This window comes from Luethyella okanaganae, from assembly GCF_042660285.1.
Classification (GTDB): Bacteria; Actinomycetota; Actinomycetes; order Actinomycetales; family Microbacteriaceae; genus Luethyella; species Luethyella okanaganae.
This window is the reverse complement of the sequence record NZ_JBHSTP010000001.1, coordinates 473,999-490,168: the sequence shown is the minus strand read 5'-3', so window position 1 is coordinate 490,168 and position 16,170 is coordinate 473,999. Positions and strand designations below refer to the sequence as shown.

The 16,170-nt window shown below is 66.3% G+C and carries 13 protein-coding genes and 1 pseudogene; 5 read left to right on the top strand and 9 right to left on the bottom strand.

Going from position 1 to position 16,170, the window contains the following annotated elements; all coding sequences use genetic code 11:
- Window positions 1-256: 256 nt before the first annotated feature.
- Together ACFQB0_RS02170 and ACFQB0_RS02165 are read right to left on the bottom strand one after the other, a co-directional pair.
- Window positions 257-2,188, bottom strand: a complete 1,932-nt coding sequence (locus ACFQB0_RS02170) for a fibronectin type III domain-containing protein (RefSeq protein ID WP_386727019.1) — start codon at window positions 2,186-2,188, stop codon at window positions 257-259.
- 240 nt (window positions 2,189-2,428) lie between these two features.
- Entirely contained in the window at window positions 2,429-3,643 is a 1,215-nt protein-coding gene (locus tag ACFQB0_RS02165) for a HupE/UreJ family protein (protein WP_386727016.1), read from the bottom strand.
- Between the two features lie 192 nt (window positions 3,644-3,835).
- Between ACFQB0_RS02165 and ACFQB0_RS02160 the strand changes: the two genes are divergently transcribed.
- Complete coding sequence (locus ACFQB0_RS02160; RefSeq protein ID WP_386727014.1) at window positions 3,836-4,498, top strand: hypothetical protein; 663 nt, start codon at window positions 3,836-3,838, stop codon at window positions 4,496-4,498.
- Window positions 4,499-4,633: 135 nt separating this feature from the next.
- Here the strand turns inward: ACFQB0_RS02160 and ACFQB0_RS02155 are convergent, their stop codons facing one another.
- From ACFQB0_RS02155 to ACFQB0_RS02145, 3 genes and pseudogenes are all read right to left on the bottom strand, one after another.
- On the bottom strand, window positions 4,634-4,843 hold the full coding sequence (locus ACFQB0_RS02155) for a hypothetical protein (RefSeq protein ID WP_386727011.1): 210 nt from the start codon (window positions 4,841-4,843) through the stop codon (window positions 4,634-4,636).
- Window positions 4,844-4,860: 17 nt separating this feature from the next.
- Window positions 4,861-5,838 (bottom strand): DUF2079 domain-containing protein, encoded by a 978-nt coding sequence (locus ACFQB0_RS02150; protein WP_386727008.1) that lies wholly within the window; start codon window positions 5,836-5,838, stop codon window positions 4,861-4,863.
- A pseudogene (locus ACFQB0_RS02145) lies at window positions 5,838-6,062 on the bottom strand (RNA polymerase sigma factor); the annotation flags it as partial. The pseudogene ACFQB0_RS02145 and the gene ACFQB0_RS02150, both read right to left, overlap by 1 nt.
- A 102-nt stretch (window positions 6,063-6,164) precedes the next feature.
- On the opposite strand from ACFQB0_RS02145, the gene ACFQB0_RS02140 reads away from it, so the two are divergent.
- Together ACFQB0_RS02140 and ACFQB0_RS02135 are read left to right on the top strand one after the other, a co-directional pair.
- The gene (locus ACFQB0_RS02140) at window positions 6,165-6,353 is read left to right on the top strand and encodes a hypothetical protein (protein WP_386727005.1); all 189 of its coding nucleotides are present in this window, start codon (window positions 6,165-6,167) and stop codon (window positions 6,351-6,353) included.
- A 343-nt stretch (window positions 6,354-6,696) separates the two neighbouring features.
- Entirely contained in the window at window positions 6,697-7,704 is a 1,008-nt protein-coding gene (locus ACFQB0_RS02135; protein ID WP_386727003.1) for a CobW family GTP-binding protein, read from the top strand.
- 63 nt (window positions 7,705-7,767) lie between these two features.
- On the opposite strand, the gene ACFQB0_RS02130 is transcribed toward ACFQB0_RS02135, so the two are convergent.
- Window positions 7,768-8,322: a helix-turn-helix domain-containing protein gene (locus ACFQB0_RS02130; RefSeq protein WP_386727000.1), complete on the bottom strand. Its 555-nt coding sequence runs from the start codon at window positions 8,320-8,322 to the stop codon at window positions 7,768-7,770.
- A gap of 67 nt (window positions 8,323-8,389) precedes the next feature.
- Here ACFQB0_RS02130 and ACFQB0_RS02125 point away from each other — a divergent pair, with 67 nt between their 5' ends.
- On the top strand, window positions 8,390-9,952 hold the full coding sequence (locus ACFQB0_RS02125) for an FAD-dependent oxidoreductase (RefSeq protein WP_386726997.1): 1,563 nt from the start codon (window positions 8,390-8,392) through the stop codon (window positions 9,950-9,952).
- A gap of 90 nt (window positions 9,953-10,042) precedes the next feature.
- Window positions 10,043-10,285 (top strand): hypothetical protein, encoded by a 243-nt coding sequence (locus ACFQB0_RS02120; RefSeq protein WP_386726995.1) that lies wholly within the window; start codon window positions 10,043-10,045, stop codon window positions 10,283-10,285.
- 14 nt (window positions 10,286-10,299) lie between these two features.
- On the opposite strand, the gene ACFQB0_RS02115 is transcribed toward ACFQB0_RS02120, so the two are convergent.
- The 3 genes from ACFQB0_RS02115 to ACFQB0_RS02105 are packed head-to-tail and all read right to left on the bottom strand — an operon-like array spanning window position 10,300 to window position 16,136.
- Entirely contained in the window at window positions 10,300-14,256 is a 3,957-nt protein-coding gene (locus ACFQB0_RS02115) for a hypothetical protein (RefSeq protein ID WP_386726992.1), read from the bottom strand.
- Between the two features lie 39 nt (window positions 14,257-14,295).
- The gene (locus tag ACFQB0_RS02110; protein ID WP_386726989.1) at window positions 14,296-15,351 is read right to left on the bottom strand and encodes a LacI family DNA-binding transcriptional regulator; all 1,056 of its coding nucleotides are present in this window, start codon (window positions 15,349-15,351) and stop codon (window positions 14,296-14,298) included.
- Window positions 15,348-16,136 (bottom strand): carbohydrate ABC transporter permease, encoded by a 789-nt coding sequence (locus ACFQB0_RS02105; RefSeq protein ID WP_386726986.1) that lies wholly within the window; start codon window positions 16,134-16,136, stop codon window positions 15,348-15,350. The genes ACFQB0_RS02110 and ACFQB0_RS02105 overlap by 4 nt, the downstream gene beginning before the upstream one ends.
- Between the last annotated feature and the right edge of the window lie 34 nt (window positions 16,137-16,170).

Here is a 16,170-nt window from a genome sequence, read left to right as displayed (position 1 = left end):
GTTCCTGAGTGGTGAGGGGTGAAATGGTGAATGTCCTGTGGGGCGGATGCCGATTGGCGCCCACCCCACAGGAGTCATGTCGTTCTGCTGAGCTGCTCGGTGTTAGCTGCTCAGCGTTAGCTGCTCAGCGTTAGCTGCTCAGCGTTAGCTGCTCAGCGTTAGCTGCTCAGCGTTAGCTGCTCAGCGTTAGCTGCTCAGCGTTAGCTGCTCGGTGTTAGCCGCTCAGCGTTAGCTGCTCAGCGTTAGCTGCTCGGTGTTAGCTGCTCAGTGCGGTGATCGTCAGGGTTGCACGGTAGCTACCCTTGTCGATCGTGCCCGGGATCTTCAGATCGAGGTCGGCGCCGAGTTTGGCGCCTCCTCGCGGATGACCCTGGTCGGCCCCGCCGAGAGTGCGGGCGACGGACAGACCATCGCCACCGTCATAGGCCGACTGCACTGCGGCACCCTCGGTTGCTCCGAGGCCGGCCTCGACCAGCTTCGGGGTCCAGCCGAGGTAGCTGCCCGAAAAGGTGTTGGTACCGTCGCGGAAATCCCCGACCGATGCGGAGATGGACCATGGAGCGAGCGAACGGCGGCTGTCCGTGACGGCGATCGGGTTGATCTGACCCTTCGCCTCGAAGTAGTCGCCATTGTGCTCGACGGCGGTGCCGAGGTCGACTAGGCCGTTGTGGCCATCGATCGTCCAGCCGAACTCGCCAGGAGCTGCATCCGGAACCGTCACCTGGATGTCCTGTCCATCGCCGTGGTTGGCGTGGATCGTGACCGAGTCGACAATCGAGCCGACCGGCTGGGCAGCGGTGGCACCGCTGTTCGGGCCACACCAGGCGACCTTGGCGAGCTCGACGGCCGCGTTGGGGGCGTCACAGGTACCACTGCGAATGTTCTCGACGACGAGCTGATCGGCCTGCACCTGGACCTTGACATAGGTGCGGACGTGCTCTTGGTTCTGCACCGAGTTATACCAGTAGCTGCCCGGGTTGAGCGGGTCTGCGCCGTTTCCTGCTCCGCTGGTGCCGCTGGAATCCGGGGTGGTGTTGTCGTAGTACTTCGAGCCGGAGGCAGAGTTGGCCGTCACGTAGATGACGCCGCCAGGGCCGGGGTACACATCGGCAGCGCCTGGCTGCTCATCGGGGTTCGCCTTCGCGCCGTTCTTGATTTCGTAGCTGCGCGAGTAGCTGTGGTCGTGACCTTGGAGTACGAGGTCGACGCCCAGATTGGAGAACACGGTCGGGAAGTCGACGCGGCGCACCTTGGCGTCGCTGTCCTTGGCATGAGCCGCTGGGGAGTAGATCGCGTGGTGGTAGACCAGCACGGTGTGCTTGGCCTCGGCACCGTGCTGGTTGATCACATCGGTCACGTAGGCGATATGCGCCTCGTCGCCGCCGCCGCCCGAGGAGGTCCGGTAGCTGTTGCTGTTCAGGTCGACGAACAGGACATCCTTGTAGATGTACCAGTAGTCGCCGCCGGAGGTGTTCGAGGTGGGGGTGCCGTTCGAGTAGTACGCACCCGAACGGTCGGTGTTCGGCGTGAACAGGTGCTGCTCGTACGCCTTACCGCCCACATCGTGGTTTCCGATGGTCGCCGCCCAGGGGTACTGGCGCAGCTTCTCGGGAGCCAGGAATGCATCCCACTGCGACTCCGTGTTGGCGGTCTCGACCTGGTCGCCGCCAGAGACGAGGATTTCGGCGTTGGGGTTGGCTGCGAGGCTCACATCCAGAGTGTCCTGCCAGCCGGCCTGATCCTTGGGGATATTGCCAGAGGAACCGATCTGCGGGTCACCGAAGAACAGGAAGTCGAATGCGCCGTCGAAGGACTGTGTCTTGAACGCGTAGGTCGCCGACCAATTGCCTTCGAAGCCGACCCGGTAGGAGTACCCGGTGTTCTCCTTGAGGCCGGAGAGGGTGGCGTGGCGATTGAATCCGCCGCTGGTCGCGATGTTCGCGCCGCCGCTGGCGGCGAAGGTCGATGCATCGGCGGGGAACTGGTCGTTGACGAGACTGGAGCTCGGTACGAGCTGCACCGACTGTTCGGCATCGGCGGATGAGTACCAGCTGACGATTCGCTGAGACTCGCTCGCTCCGACACCGAGAATGATTCCGGTCAGGCTGACAGGATCGGCAGCCATCGCTGGGGCGGCACCGAGGCCGCCAATCGTGACCGAGGCGCAGAGCGCAACGGCGGTCAACACCGCCGAAGCGCGCTGGCGCGAACGAGACCGCGGCTGTGCCGTGGAAAAGGGGGAGGACATACAGGTCCGTTCTGTTGGGGTTCGGAAACATGCGTGTTCCGACGGGGAACGGGTGTTCGGAAACATGCCTGTTCCCAGAGGGAATCGGGTGGACAGGCATAAACATCCGCGCGCTGAGTGAACTCCTGTCGTACATCAGGCTCTGAGCCGCTTTCAGCGGGGCGAACATTCAGGGCATGTTCACTGACCGAACACGCGCTGCACGAACCAGATCAGGCCGGCGACGAACACCGAGACGGCCAGTGCTCCCGTCGCCCAGAGACCGATACGGGGAGCGCGGCGACGCAGCAAGGCCAGCAACGGGAAGAGCGCGGCGATGATCGCAAGCTGCACGACCTCGATCCCGAGGTTGAAGACGAGCAAGGACCACAGCAGGGTCCACGACCAGGGCTCGTGGATTCCCAGCGCGCTCGCGAAACCGAGTCCGTGCGCGAGGCCGAAGAGGAACACCACGGCCAGTCGTAGCCATCCGGCGCGGTCGAGGCCGAGTGGACCGCTGCTCGAGTCGAGGGTGTCGGCAGCCTTGCCACGGCGCCAGATCCGCCAGAGATGCCAGGCAGCCACCACCGCGATCGACAGTGCGATGATCGGCTCGACGATCATCGCTGGCGCTGAGATCACACCGGTGGCCGCCAGGATGAAGGTCACCGAATGCGCGATCGTGAAGGCCGTGGCGGTGAGCACCACTTCACGGAAACGTCGCGAGCCCACGATGAGTGCCAGTAGGAAGAGGATGTGGTCGATTCCGCTCAGCAGGTGTTCGGCGCCGAGACGGAAGAACTCCCAGAAGCGTTCGCCCGTGCTCTGCTCGGTCGAGAACGAGGGTTGCCCCGAGTCGAGCGCGGCACTGCCCGACCGGTTGTCGACTTCATAGCTGAGGATCGTCTTGGTCCCCGTCACGAAGCCCTCCGAGTCGCCGAACAGATGGCTCGTCAGCACATGGCCGCCGCCGGCTGCAGGGCAGGAGTAGTCGAGGACGAGGACGGCATACGGCACACCCTGCTGATGACTCATGGTGATCTTGCCCACCTGCAAGGGGATGCACTGTTCCCCGCCTGCGGCAACGCCGAACCGCTCGGTGACATAGGCGAGCACCGTTGCGGCGTGGTCGTCGAGGACAGTCGCCTGGGACGTCGCGTCGCCGTCTTCGAAGGCGGCGGTGCCCTCCCGGAAGAGCGGATCGTCGCGCTCGGAGTCCGCCGCGGAGACGACGAGGAGGTCGTACTCCAATTGGAGTTCCGTCCGCACCTGCCCCTCTGCACTCGAACTCACGTCGACATACGCGACCGAGGAGAAGCCGTGTGCCGCGGCGGGTGAGACAGCCAGCGCACCGATCGTCACGACCACCGCCCCCGCGAGAAACGCGAGGACGCAACGACGAGCGGTGTGCGACATGAGTCTCCTTCGGTGGGGTCGTCAGTAGGCTTTCGCGGGTCGATGAACGAAAGGAGAAGCGCCCGCTAACGGCTGAGGAACCGTCGCCGCGGCAACTAGCGCGCCGTTCGGATCTGAAGCAGACTGCAATCGCGTATTCCTGCTCTCATCGCATCTCATCGCATCTCATCGCATCTCCGGAGGACGAACCCCGTGCATCCTCGACAGCGGATGGCCGCCTGGCTTGCCACGACCGTTCTCACTGCCGCGCTGCTCGCGGGTTGCGCGGGCGACCCATGGGCCGAGTCGCATCCCAAGCCGGTTGCGGTCGGCACCATCGGAGCAGGCTTCGTCCCCCTGTCTCCTCCCGCCCCGGAGTCGACGATCAAACCGTCCCCGGGCTCCTGGGACGAGGTGCACCCATCGCCGGGCTACCGGGTCGTTCTGCTGAGCGCAGGAGACGACGCGCCGACCCGGACCCTTATCGCTGAGGTGCGCGGGTGGGCCGCTGCCGAACGCGTGGACCTGCGAACCGTTGCGACTGACGGCGGCCTGATCGAGAGGATCGTCCAGGCACTCGAGCTGAAGCCCGACCTCATCGTGAGCGTGGGCAACGATCTCATCGACCCGCTCGCGACCGTCACGGCGAGCCACCTCGATCAGCAGTTCCTCGTGGTCGGCGCCGAGGTGGCCGAGCCGACTCATAACGTCACCGCCGTCGATTGGACGGGAGCGTCGTTCCGTGGTGAGGGGCTGGGCGCCTCCTCGAATTACGACCCTGCCTCCTTCACCGCCGAGCGCTGCGCGGCGGCGGTGCGCGCCGGGGTTGCGGCGGTGCTCCACGACCTCACCGGAATCGTGCTCTGGATCGACTGACGCGGCGGCGGCGAGTCGCCGCCAGGCCTGAAGCCGCAACGCCTGTCTACTGCCCTGCGAGCCAGCGGCCTTCATCTCCACAGCCTGGAGAGGGCTCCGATATCCGACCGTTCCGAAGCAGCAGCAGTGTTCCGCTCATGTTGCGTCTCTGCAGGCTAGCTCGTACCCGTTGATCTGCCGGATGAGCGTGTAGGGAATGTCCGGGTGGAGGTGGTGCGAGACGTCGAGTACGCCGCCCCAGTCATTGGGGGTTCCGCCGGCGACTCGGTCAATCAGGATGCAGCCGGCTGGCGGGTTGGAGTTGCCAATCCAGTAGACATCGTGCCCGTCGACGAGGTAGGACATGAGGCCGATGTCAGTCTCTACACTGGCCGCAGGCGGGACGTCGTCGAGGATGGTTCGGCTGCGTGAGCGCGGGAGGATTGCTCCCACACGGTTGGGGTGAGGATCGTCCAGAGTGGAAGGCTCGGCAGGAGCATGATCGCGGCCGTGATCGAAACGGCGACGCCATGCCGACTGTGCCTGCGCAGCCAGGCCCAGTGGCTGATCGGGCCACGTTCGACCACGTCGAGGAGGGCGATGAAAGCGATCGGCATCAGGACTGCGCCGTAATGCCAGGTGGGACCCCAGTAGCCGTGGTTGGTGGACAGGAACCGCCAGGCAAGGGTGGGGAGGAGCACAAACGCGACAGGCGATCTGACGAGCAGCCCGCCGGTGATCACCATAAGAAGCAGCAGCGTGTGTCCTTTGGATGGGCTGAACAGCCCAGACAGGTCGGCCAGCAGCGAGACCGGGTTGGCGTTGCCGGCGTATGCCCAGGAGCCGTTCGGGTTCACAAGCGGCAGAACCACGAGAGTGGCGATCGCGAACCATGCGAGACCCCACGCGGCCAGCCAGAGGCCCAGTGGTCTGCGGGAGCGGTAGGCGATGAGGAGCCCGATCACGACGACGGTGAGCCCGAGGTCCTCTTTGACGAACACGAGCAGCCCCGCCCATACGGACGCCACGCCCCACCGGCGTTCGAGCAGCGCGCACAGAGAACCCGTGAGAAGGGGAACGGCAAGGGCGATCTCGTGGAACTGCGCTTCAGCGGCGTACTGCAATCCCCAGCTGAGTCCGAACGCGGCGCCCAGGAGCACGCCGCCTGCGATCGTGCCGAGGCTGCGGATCGCGGTGCGGGTCAGTATGCCGGCAGCGACCGCGAAGCAAAGCGCTTGAACGACCAGGAGCGTGAACGCATGCGGAGCGAGCGCGTAGACGGGGGCGAGGAACGCGAGCAACGGATGGAAGTGATCGCCCAGGAGGTTGAAGAGGTCCCTGCCAGCTCGACGCGACGGCACTTACGCCACAGCAGCAGGAATGCGTCCTGTGTGATCTCCTCCGCGTCCAGAGTCGACCCCAGCTGTTCGCGCGCGACCCAATAGACGGTCTGAGCGTGTCGCTCGTGCAGCTCGCTCAGCGCCGCGTCGTCACCGCCGCAGAGACGTTGCAGAAGGATCTGGTCGTCCACGGTCTTCTCATCCGGAAGTCCATGTGGGCGAGCGAACGCTCGTGCCGGCTCCATCGTATTCGCCTCCCTCGGATCCTGTTCGCTCCATATTCCCTCGTGAGGCGGATGCGAGCTGCGACTGTGTCCGGTCCAAGCAAACCGTCTCAGTATTCGATGATGCACCGCACGCAGTCATGTTGGCAGGAGCTCGACACCGGCAAATCGCTCTGCGTCGATGCGAACGCGAACCTCGCGAACGCCGTGTTCGAGAAGTACGGAATCGAGCTCTCCACATCGGACGGAGCACTCGCTGTCGGCGGCGGCTTCACCAGCGCACGCTCCACCGTGATGCCCGTGCGGCGATGAACGACCGGGCGTCGTCCATCCGCTGGGCGGCATAACCCCCGTACTCTGCGGGCGACCGGACAGGATCCGACGCCTCCGGGTGGGAGCCACCATGAACTGCAGAAAGCACGAACTGCAGAAAGCACGATCTGCAGAAAGCACGTCGCCGCCGCCAGCAGGTAGCCGATCGCGACCCCAGAGAGGATCACTCGTCTCGACCGTCACCGACCCTCCCCATATCTGATAATCGTTCTCGATAGAGTTGCTACCGACGGTACGAGACAGACAGAAGCAGGTGAAAATTCTCATGCCGAATCGGCAAGACACACCGAAAATTCCTCCCAACGCGTCTGCGACGGGCCGGGTGCCGGTCGTCGCGGTGACCGGGTATCTCGGCGCCGGAAAGACGAGCCTGCTCAACCACCTGCTGCGCTGCCCCGGCGCCCGCCTGAGCGTGGTCGTGAACGACTTCGGCACGCTCAACGTGGATGCCGCGCTCGTGGCCGGGCAGATCGATGAGGTTGCGGCGATCTCCGGCGGATGCCTGTGCTGCCTGCCAGATGCTGGCGGGCTCGATGATGCGCTGGCGAAGCTCTCCCATCCGCGACTGCGCTTGGACGCGATCCTCGTGGAGGCCAGCGGCGCGGCCGACCCGATCGCGCTGGCGCGGCTGATCCGCTTCAGCGGGGTCGAGCGGATCCGGCCCGGGGGCGTCGTCGAGGTGATCGACGCGGTCGAGCACTTCCACACGGTCGACACCTGGCCCGATCCACCCCTGCGTTACGCGGCGGCGACGCTCGTGGTCATCGGCAAGACCGACCTGCTGCCGAACGGCGAGCGGGAGAGCATGATCGAGCGCATCCGGCTGCGGGTGCGCGAGCGCAATCCCCATGCGCAGCTGGTCGTGGCGAGAGCGGGTCGGATCGATCCCGCTCTCGTGTTCGACACCGCCACCGCCGAGGATCCCGACGACGAGCTCCCCATCGCCCGGCTGCTCCGCGACGAGGCGCACGGCCACCGGGAGCACGAGCACGCCCATGCCGCCTCCGTGTCACTGACGGGGCCGGTGTCTCCGGGTGCGCTGATCGATCTGTTGGAGGATCCGCCCGACGGTGCGTACCGGGTCAAGGGTCGTGTGCGCGTGCGCGGCCCGAAGGCAGAGCGCGGCTATATCGTGAACGTGGTCGGGCGAATGATCCATGTCGCCGCTTTGCCGGAACCGCCACAGGTGGGTGAGCTCGTCGCGATCGGCATGCACCTCTACCCCGCGCTCGCACAGCAGCGGTTGGTGGCGGTCGCCGGTGCGCCGGCCGAGCGCCCGGATGCGGCGGGCTTGCGGCGGCTGCGGCGCTACCGCCGGCTCAGCAACTGACGCGGGCACTTCGGGCGGGTGAGGGGTCCGCAGTGTAGCTCCGCTGTCTTCCGGTCATGCCGCTCAGTCCGTGGTGTGGGTGTGCATGCGGGCGCCAGCACCGTTGAAGATGCTGATCACCTGCGCGGGGCGTCCGCCTGCGGCGGACATCGCGTGCGGCGTGCGCGTGTCGAACTCGGCCGCCTCGCCGCGACTCAGGGTCAGGTCCTGTTCGCCCAGCCGCAGCCGGAGCTTCCCTGCGAGCACATAAAGCCACTCGTACCCGTCGTGCACGCGAAGCTCAGGCAGCACGGTGCGCACCGGATAGGTGATCTTGTAGGTGAGGATGGGTGAGCCCTCGGGGGCGAGTGGCGCGATGATCAGCCCGTCGCGACGGATGACCGGTCGACGCACCCGGGGGTCCGCCGACTCCTGCGGCACGAGGTCGTCGAGCCGGATCCCGAGCCTCCGCGTCAACGGCAGTAGCAGCTCCAGGCTCGCCTGCCGCTTCCCGGACTCCAGCCGCGACAGCGTGCTCGCCGACATGCTCGTGCTCGAGGCGAGCTCTTCCAGCGTCAGCCCGCGCGACTGGCGCACGGCCCGCAGCCTCGCCCCGACCTGTTCCACTTCGCCGAGCATCCTGGCCTCCTTGCTGATTCTGCAAATCTGTTTGCGTACTCTTCATTGTGACGCACAGGATGGGAGCATGCAGGAGAACTCATGGGATGTGATCGTCGCGGGCGGTGGACCGGCGGGACTGTCGGCCGCGCTCATGCTCGGCCGCTCGCGCCGCCGCGTGCTGGTCATCGATGCGGGCAACCCCCGCAACCGCTTCGCCGCGCACATGCACGGTGTGCTCGGCCAGGAAGGCGTCCCGCCGGGTGAACTCCTCGAACGGGGCCGCGCCGAAGCCGAGGGCTATGGCGTCGAGTTCGCAAGCGGAACCATCCAGCGGGTCGAGCGCGAACATGACGGCTTACAGGTCACGACCGTCGAGGGCGCCGTGCGATCGACGCGCGCCATGGTCGTCGCGACCGGGCTGAGCGACGAGCTCCCCGACATCCCCGGACTCGCCGAGCGATGGGGAAGCACCGTCTTGCACTGCCCCTACTGCCACGGCTGGGAGGTCCGCAACCAGCACCTCGGCGTCCTCACCACCTCACCCTTCGGCTTGCACCAAGCCGAACTCATCCGCCAGTGGAGCGACCACGTCACCGTCTTCACCGCAGGACTCGGGCACGTCACTCCCGCGACTGAGCAGCGCCTGCGCGCACGCGGCATCGACCTCGAGCCCGCACCTGTCACAGAGATCCTCGGCGAAGGCAGCACCATCGGCGCCGTTCGCCTCGATGACCGGCGCGAGGTGTCGGTCGACGCGATCTTCACCGCCGGCGCACCACGACCGCACGACGACTTCCTCGCCCCACTGGGCCTGGCACGCAGCGAGACCCCGTTCGGGTCGTTCCTCACTGTCGACCCCACCGGGAAGACGAGCGACGACCGGATCTGGGCGATCGGCAACGTCGTCAATCCGGCCGCGAACGTGCCCATGTCGATCGGTGCCGGGGCATTCACCGGCGGCGTAGTGAACGGCGCGCTCGTCACCTGGGACTTCGATACCGCTGCGCAGGATCCAGCAGCGTGGCCGCGGATCGCACCGGCCGATTTCTGGGAAGAACGGTACGCGGGCTCCGACCATGTGTGGTCCGGAACGGTCAACCGCGTGCTCGCCGACGTGGTCCGCACCCTTTCCCCGGGGCGCGCGCTCGACCTGGGCTGCGGAGAGGGGGCGGACGTCATCTGGCTCGCGCAGCACGGCTGGGAGGCCACCGGCGTCGACATCTCGCCCACCGCCATCCGGCGTGCCACGGCCGCCGCTGAGACGGCTGGCCTCGGCGCCGACCATGCCCGATTCATCGCCGACAACCTCGCGGCGACTCCCACCGGTGCCTACGATCTCGTGTCAGCGAGCTTCCTGCACTCCCCAGTCGAACTGCCCCGCGAGGACATCCTCCGCGAGGCCACCAGACGCGTTGCGCCGGGCGGGCATCTGCTCATCACCTCGCACGCGGACTTCCCGCCCTGGGCGGGCGTGCCCCACGGGCACGAGCATCGCTTCCTCAGCCCGGAGCAAGAACTCGAGCAGCTCGCCCTCGAGCCAGAGGAGTGGGATGTACTCCTCGCCGAGACCCGTCCCCGGGCGACCACCGCACCCGACGGCGAGCCGGCGACTCTCGACGACGTGGTCGTGCTGATCCGCCGCCACTGACCCGACCGTCGTCACAGAACGAGGCGGATGCGGCGAGGGCCGCGCTGAGCGCGATCACCGCCCCGATCGCGAGAGCTCGGCGGCGATCGCGTGCAGAAACCAGACACCGAAGCCCTCGTCTACACCCGAGCCTCGATGGATCGGCACTACCTCATGCGGCTCGGTGATCTCGGTGATCGAAACATTCACGTCGACCTGGTCATCCTGGAGGTCATCGGCGTTTGCGGCTGCGGTGCCGACTCCCACCAGGATGAGGGCCCCGATGCCGCGACGCAGGCACGGGTGGTGGCGGAGCGGATGTTCATCGTTGTCTCCTATGTGTTCGGGTTCTGATAGCGGTTGATGGGCTACGGATGGGTGTCAGCCACAGGTGACCGCCGGGTAGTCCGCGGTGAATGCACCCGCGCCGAACCAGCCACAACCGACGCCTGCCGGGTCGTGAACGCGTGGAACGCGTTCTTGCCCGCCGCCACGTTCGTGAACGACGTCGCACCGAAGGTGGTGGGCACATCCACCCCCACCGGCACACTGTTCCGGTTCAGCACCGTGACCGACAGGTACACCTTCCCGGCCACGCACTTGCCTGTCGCCTCAGCCGACACCGTCAACGCCGCCGCCGCCGCCGGATCCACAGGACCCACCTCAGCCGACGCCGTAGCGTCCGACCACTGCGGCCTGCTCGCCTGCAGCTGCACACCTATCACCGCGTCCGCATCCTCCGGGGTCAGCACATACGACTCCGAAGTCGCCGACGCAATCGGCTCACCATTCCGCGTCCACTGATACGACGACGCCGTCCAGCCCTCCGACACCACCGCGTGCAGCGTCTCACCAACCTTCGCCGCACCCGACACCGACAACGCCTCACCCTCGGCGTGGACGGCGTGCTTCATGGTGATGGTGACACTGGACGTGCCGTGCGGCAGCCGGACGGTGCCGGCGGTGGGGTCGATGGTGGCGCCGGGGGTGGAGACGCTCGCGATGTTGTCCTTGAGTGCGAGCAGCTCGACGCTGAAGTTCTCGACCTTGGAGATGTCACCGTCGAAGTCGATCTTCACATCGGTGCCGGTGGTGGTCATCGAGTAGCCGACGCGGCCGTTGCCGACCACCGGGTACCGGTCCAGCGCCACCTGCTGACCGTCCGTGGTCCATGCGGTGGGCACGCCGCGACCGATGATCACCGTCCCATCGGCCTTCTCAGCGATCAGCGAGTCGAACAACACCTTGGTGGCGGTCGACTGACCCCACATGTGCTGGTCGGAGCCGCCGCCGCCGGAGGCGTGGTCGATGTTCCACGGGGAGGTGGCGCTCGGGTAGTCGACGCCCTCCCACCATCCGAACGGTCCACTCTGCGCCTTGTCGATCATGAACTGGTAGGCGCGGATGCCGGCGTCACGGTACTGCTCGCCGCGCAGCGCCGCGCTGCCGTAGCCGGCGTTGTAGGCGCTGGAGAAGAACCCATGCGGGTACCCGCCGAAGTTGTAGATCGTGTCCGAGATGTCGGCGCGCCGCCCAAACCCGTGCGTGTAGGTCTGATCGATCCAGTCCAGCATGATGCCGGACTGATCGGCTCCGAACAGGTAGCCGTCCCACGCCCACCGTCCGAACAGGAACATCGACGCCCAGTTCGCGTCGCGCGGGTCGCTGCGCGGGCCGGTCTCGTTCGGCTCCACCATCGAGATCGGGATGTAGTCCAGGTGGTGCTGATCGATGGTCTGCTGGAGTCGCGCGGTGGCGACAGCCTGCAGGTCGTCGTACTCCGCCCGCGCCCAGTTGGCCTCCGCGGTCTCACCGAGTTGCTCGGCGAGGTAGCGGTAAGTGGTCAGACCCGTCAGCGCGGACCAGTTGTCGATCGTCCAGTATCCGGCGCTGTCGATCGCGTTGGTCTGCTTCATGATGCCGGTGCCGCCGTTGATCCGGTCCGTCTCGATCTTGTGGGTCTGTGTCTTGATGTTCTCGAACTCGGCACGGATGAAGTCCAAGTCGCCGGTGCGTTGCAGGTACAGCGCGAACGGCCAGCTGTACTTCCACTTCGCGTCGTCGTACTGCAGTTGCGCGGGCAGCGTCGACAGGTAGTCCTTCGCGTAGGTGAAGTCGCCGATCGTGAGCAGGTTCGCAACGATACCGATGGTGTCGTGGTCGAACATCTCGTCGTAGCCGTTCTCACCGACATGCAGTTCCTTGCGGCCGTCGAGGTCGTCACGGATCAACAGCGTGTAGATGTAGCCCGCCTTGTAGGCGTTGATGAGGTCCTCATCCGGCAGCGCGGTGATGTCGGCGATGGCCGAAAGACGGTCGTTCCAGTAGTCGCGCATGTGGTCGTAGTGCGTGTCGTAGCCACCGAGCGCGGCGACCTCCTCGGTGCTGGGCCAGCCGTAGGTGCCGTTGAAGCGGTCCGCAGCGATGGCATAGTCGCGGGTCATGGTCTGTCCCGGCTCGATGACCGTGGTCGACGACGCGGCGCTGTTCAGCGGCACCAGCTGGCTGGATACCACCGGCAGCTTCATCTGCGCGTCGGTGGTGTTGGTGGTCGTCATGCGCGAGTAGGCGATCTCGAACCGGTTCCCGCCGATGGTCGCCTCGTCGGAGAAGCTCTGCACCGTCACGTCGAGTCCGCGTTTGCCGTACTCGCTGATGAATGCGGGCAGGTATCCCTCCGCGTTGGTCCAGCCAATCTTGCCCGGAATGGCGGGTACACCGAACGTGACCATCAGGTTGCCGCGGTCGCGGAGTTTGTAGCTGCCGTCGATGAACGCGATAGGCGCGTGCTTGTCGCCCTCCCATCCGAACGAGGACGTCAGCCCCGGATTCGACTGGTAGGTGAACTGCGCGTCAGACGTGGAGTGGCGTGCCGCGTCGTACGCGGTGGACAGCAGGATCCGCGCCGCGTCGATCGCCGCCTCCTCCGCCGCCGGGTCGTCCAGCAGAGCAGTCGTCTCGGCGAGCACCCGGTCCAGTTGGGTTAGGGCCACCGCATCGGAGGCGAACAGATCGGCCGCGTTCACCTCGTCCACCTGCGCCTGCAGCGCGTCGGCGGACGCCGACGACTCGGCCAGCGCGACGCCGCCAAGGGCGATGTTGCCGTCGTTGTGGGTGCGGGCGGTCAGCTGCGCAGAGATCACGGCGCTGTCGCCCGCGGCGAGTCCCAGCGTGTACAGCTTGGATAGCGAGGTGCCGCCGGCGACCAGCTCGGTGTTGGTCGAGGCTGCCGTGGTGGACCCGTTGAGGTAGACCGAGATCTTGGCCGAGGACTGCCACACGCCGGTGACGAACTTCAGCACCCGGGGGCGGGGGTCAGCGGCGACGGTGATGTTCCAGCCGTACGGCTTGGTGAAGTCGGCGCTGTCGGCGTAGAAGACGCCACCGTGGGTGGTGCCGTTCTGCGTGGCCAGCGGGGTGCCGTCTGTCCAGCTGTAGGTGACCGGGTTGTCGCCCTGGGTGTTGATCGACAGCTTGGTGGCGCGGTTGGCCACACCGAGGGCGTTGCCGCCGCGGTTGGAGCGGTTGATCGTGGCTCCGTCCAGGTGCAGCCAATCGATCGGCCCTTCGGCGGTGAGGTTCATCGCGGTCGGTACGGCATGCGAGACCACCGCTCCCGAACCGCCGGCGGGGATCGCCTCGAGCACAGCGGCAGCAAGCGAGAGGTTCCCGAACGCGTGGCGCTTCAGAGTCATCTTCGAGGTGAAGACCGCTCCCTGGCCGGGGCGCAGCGTGACCGAGTACTTCTTCACCCGGGCGTCGCCCGAGGAGGTGATGCTGGTGGTGTAGACGGCGGGGCCTGCGCTGCTGGTGGCCACGGTGATCGCCGCGTCAGACTGCCAAGCGCCGCCGATGATCGTCAGCCGACGGAAGCTGTCAGCGGCGGGCACGCTGACCCGGTAGCCGGCATCGAACCCGTTGGTGGCGCCGACTGTGGCGGTGTCGTAGTTGAAGACGCCGCCGGTGGTGACGCCCGTCGACGTGGCGGTGGGGGTGCCGTCAGACCACCGATACGAGTAGGCGCTGTCAGTGAAGGTGCCGACCGGAGCGTTCGGGTTCAGGTTGGCGACTTCGATCACCGGTGCGACATTCTTGCGGTCGTTGCCGGTGCCGGCAACGTGCACCCAGTCGATGCTGCCGGTGGCGGTCAGATCCAGCGGGCCTGCTGCGCCCGCACCGCCGGGAAGGGTCTGTGCGTCCACGACGAGCGGGACCGGGTCGGCGGCGGCCACGGCGGGCGCGGTCGCCAGCGTCAATCCAGGCGGGATCGCGATCGTGCTGGCGACCAGCGCGACCAGGAGACGGCGCATGCGTGTCTTCTTCACTTCGTTCTCCTTTGAACGGGTTGTGGGAGGGGCTATTGGTCAGCCCGTGCGGCGCGGACCGCGGGAGGATTCGCGGGTCACGAGACTGGGCTGGATGAGTCGCTGCAGGGGTGCCTGGTCTGCGCCGTCGAATTGGGCGAGCAGGGATTGCCAGATGAGGACGACGACTTCGTGAATCGGCTGGGAGACGGTGGTCAGTTGCGGTCGGCAGCGATGTGCGAGTTCGGAATCGTCGAAGCCGGTGACGGCGATGTCGCGGCCGGCCTCCAGGCCGAGGGTGTGCAGGACCTGGACTGCTTCGAACGCGAACGAGTCGTCTCGGCAGGCCAGCGCGGTGGGCTGATGATCGCGAAGCAGTCGTGGCAGCGCCGTCCACAGCTCGGTCGGGTCTTCGACGGACAGCTGTGTGACGGACCGTCGTCCTACCCCCCGCCCTATCTGGCCGCTGAGGAAGCCGTCCAAACGATCGTCTTCCATGCCGCGGTTGCGTGCCGGACCGATGTAGGCGAGACGGTCATGACCGTTCTCGTCGAGGTGCTCGGCGACCAGGCGCATGCCCAGTCCGCCGTCCACGTCGACCCAGGAGTGCTGCGCTTGGATTGTCGCCCAGGGGCGGCCGAACGCGACCATGGGCATGCCGTGCTCGACCAGCCATGCCGGCCGCTGGTCGCCGACATGGGTTTCTGCGATGACGACGCCATCGACGGATCGGCGGGCATAAAGCTCCTCGTAGGAGTCGATCTGCTCGGTGTCGTCACTGCCCACGATGTCCAGCACCACCCGGTACCCGTGCTGCTTGCCGACGCGGGCCAGCTCCCGCATGAAGGGGTCAAGCACAGACGCCTCGTTGTGGTGACCCTGGCCGATGTGGAAGGAGATCAGCCGGGTGGACTGCCGGGCCAGCGACCGTGCCGTCTCGTTGGGGCGATAGTTCAGCTCCTTGATCACGTCGAGCACGCGTTCACGTGTCGCCTCGGCGACGCGCTCCGGCGAGTTGAGCACGTTGGACACCGTCTGGTGCGACACCCCGGCTTTCAGTGCGATCGACTGGAGCGTCGGTCGCCGCGTCACTGATTCTTTGCTCGATACGGTCATTTCAGGCCTCCTGAGGTCAGTCCTTCGACGATGCGTCGTTGGAACAACAAGACCATGATGACCAGTGGGATGGTGGCGATGACACCAGCCGCCATCTGGGTGCCGAATGGCTGCTCGAACTGCGACGAGCCAGTGAACTTCGCGATCGCCACGGTGACCGGCGCGGTGGAGGCGTCGATGGACACGTTGGACGCGATGAGGTACTCGTTCCATGCCGCGATGAACACCAGGATGGTGGTGGTGAACACACCGGGAGCCGCCAGCGGCAGGATGATCATCCGGAACGCCTGCAGCGGGCTGGCGCCGTCGACCTTGGCCGCCTGCTCGAGCTCCCATGGCATCTGCCGGAAGAACGAGGTCAGCGTCCAGATCGCCAACGGCAACGCGAAGGAGATGTCCGGCAGGATCATCGCCTGGTAGGTGTTGATCCAGCCCAGGTTGGCGAACAGCTCATACAGGGGGGTGAGGATCGCCACGCCGGGGAACATCGAGGCCGCCAGGATGAGCGCGAGGATGAACGTGCGCCCCCGGAATTTCAGCCGGGTCAGCGCGTAGGCTGCCGTGACGCCGACGATCATCGCCAGCAGGGTCGTGGTGCCGGCCACGATGAGTGAGTTCAGCAGCGCCTGCGCGAACTGGTTGCGCCCCGAGAATACCGCCGCGAAGTTCTCCAGCGAGATCGGTGAAGGCAGCAGGTCGTTGTTGAAGATCGCGCTTGGGCTCTTCAGGCTCGACACCAGCATCCAGTAGAACGGTGCAAGGCAGAACACCACGAGCAGCACCACACCCAGCACGAACCAGGCGGCGTTCGCGGATCGC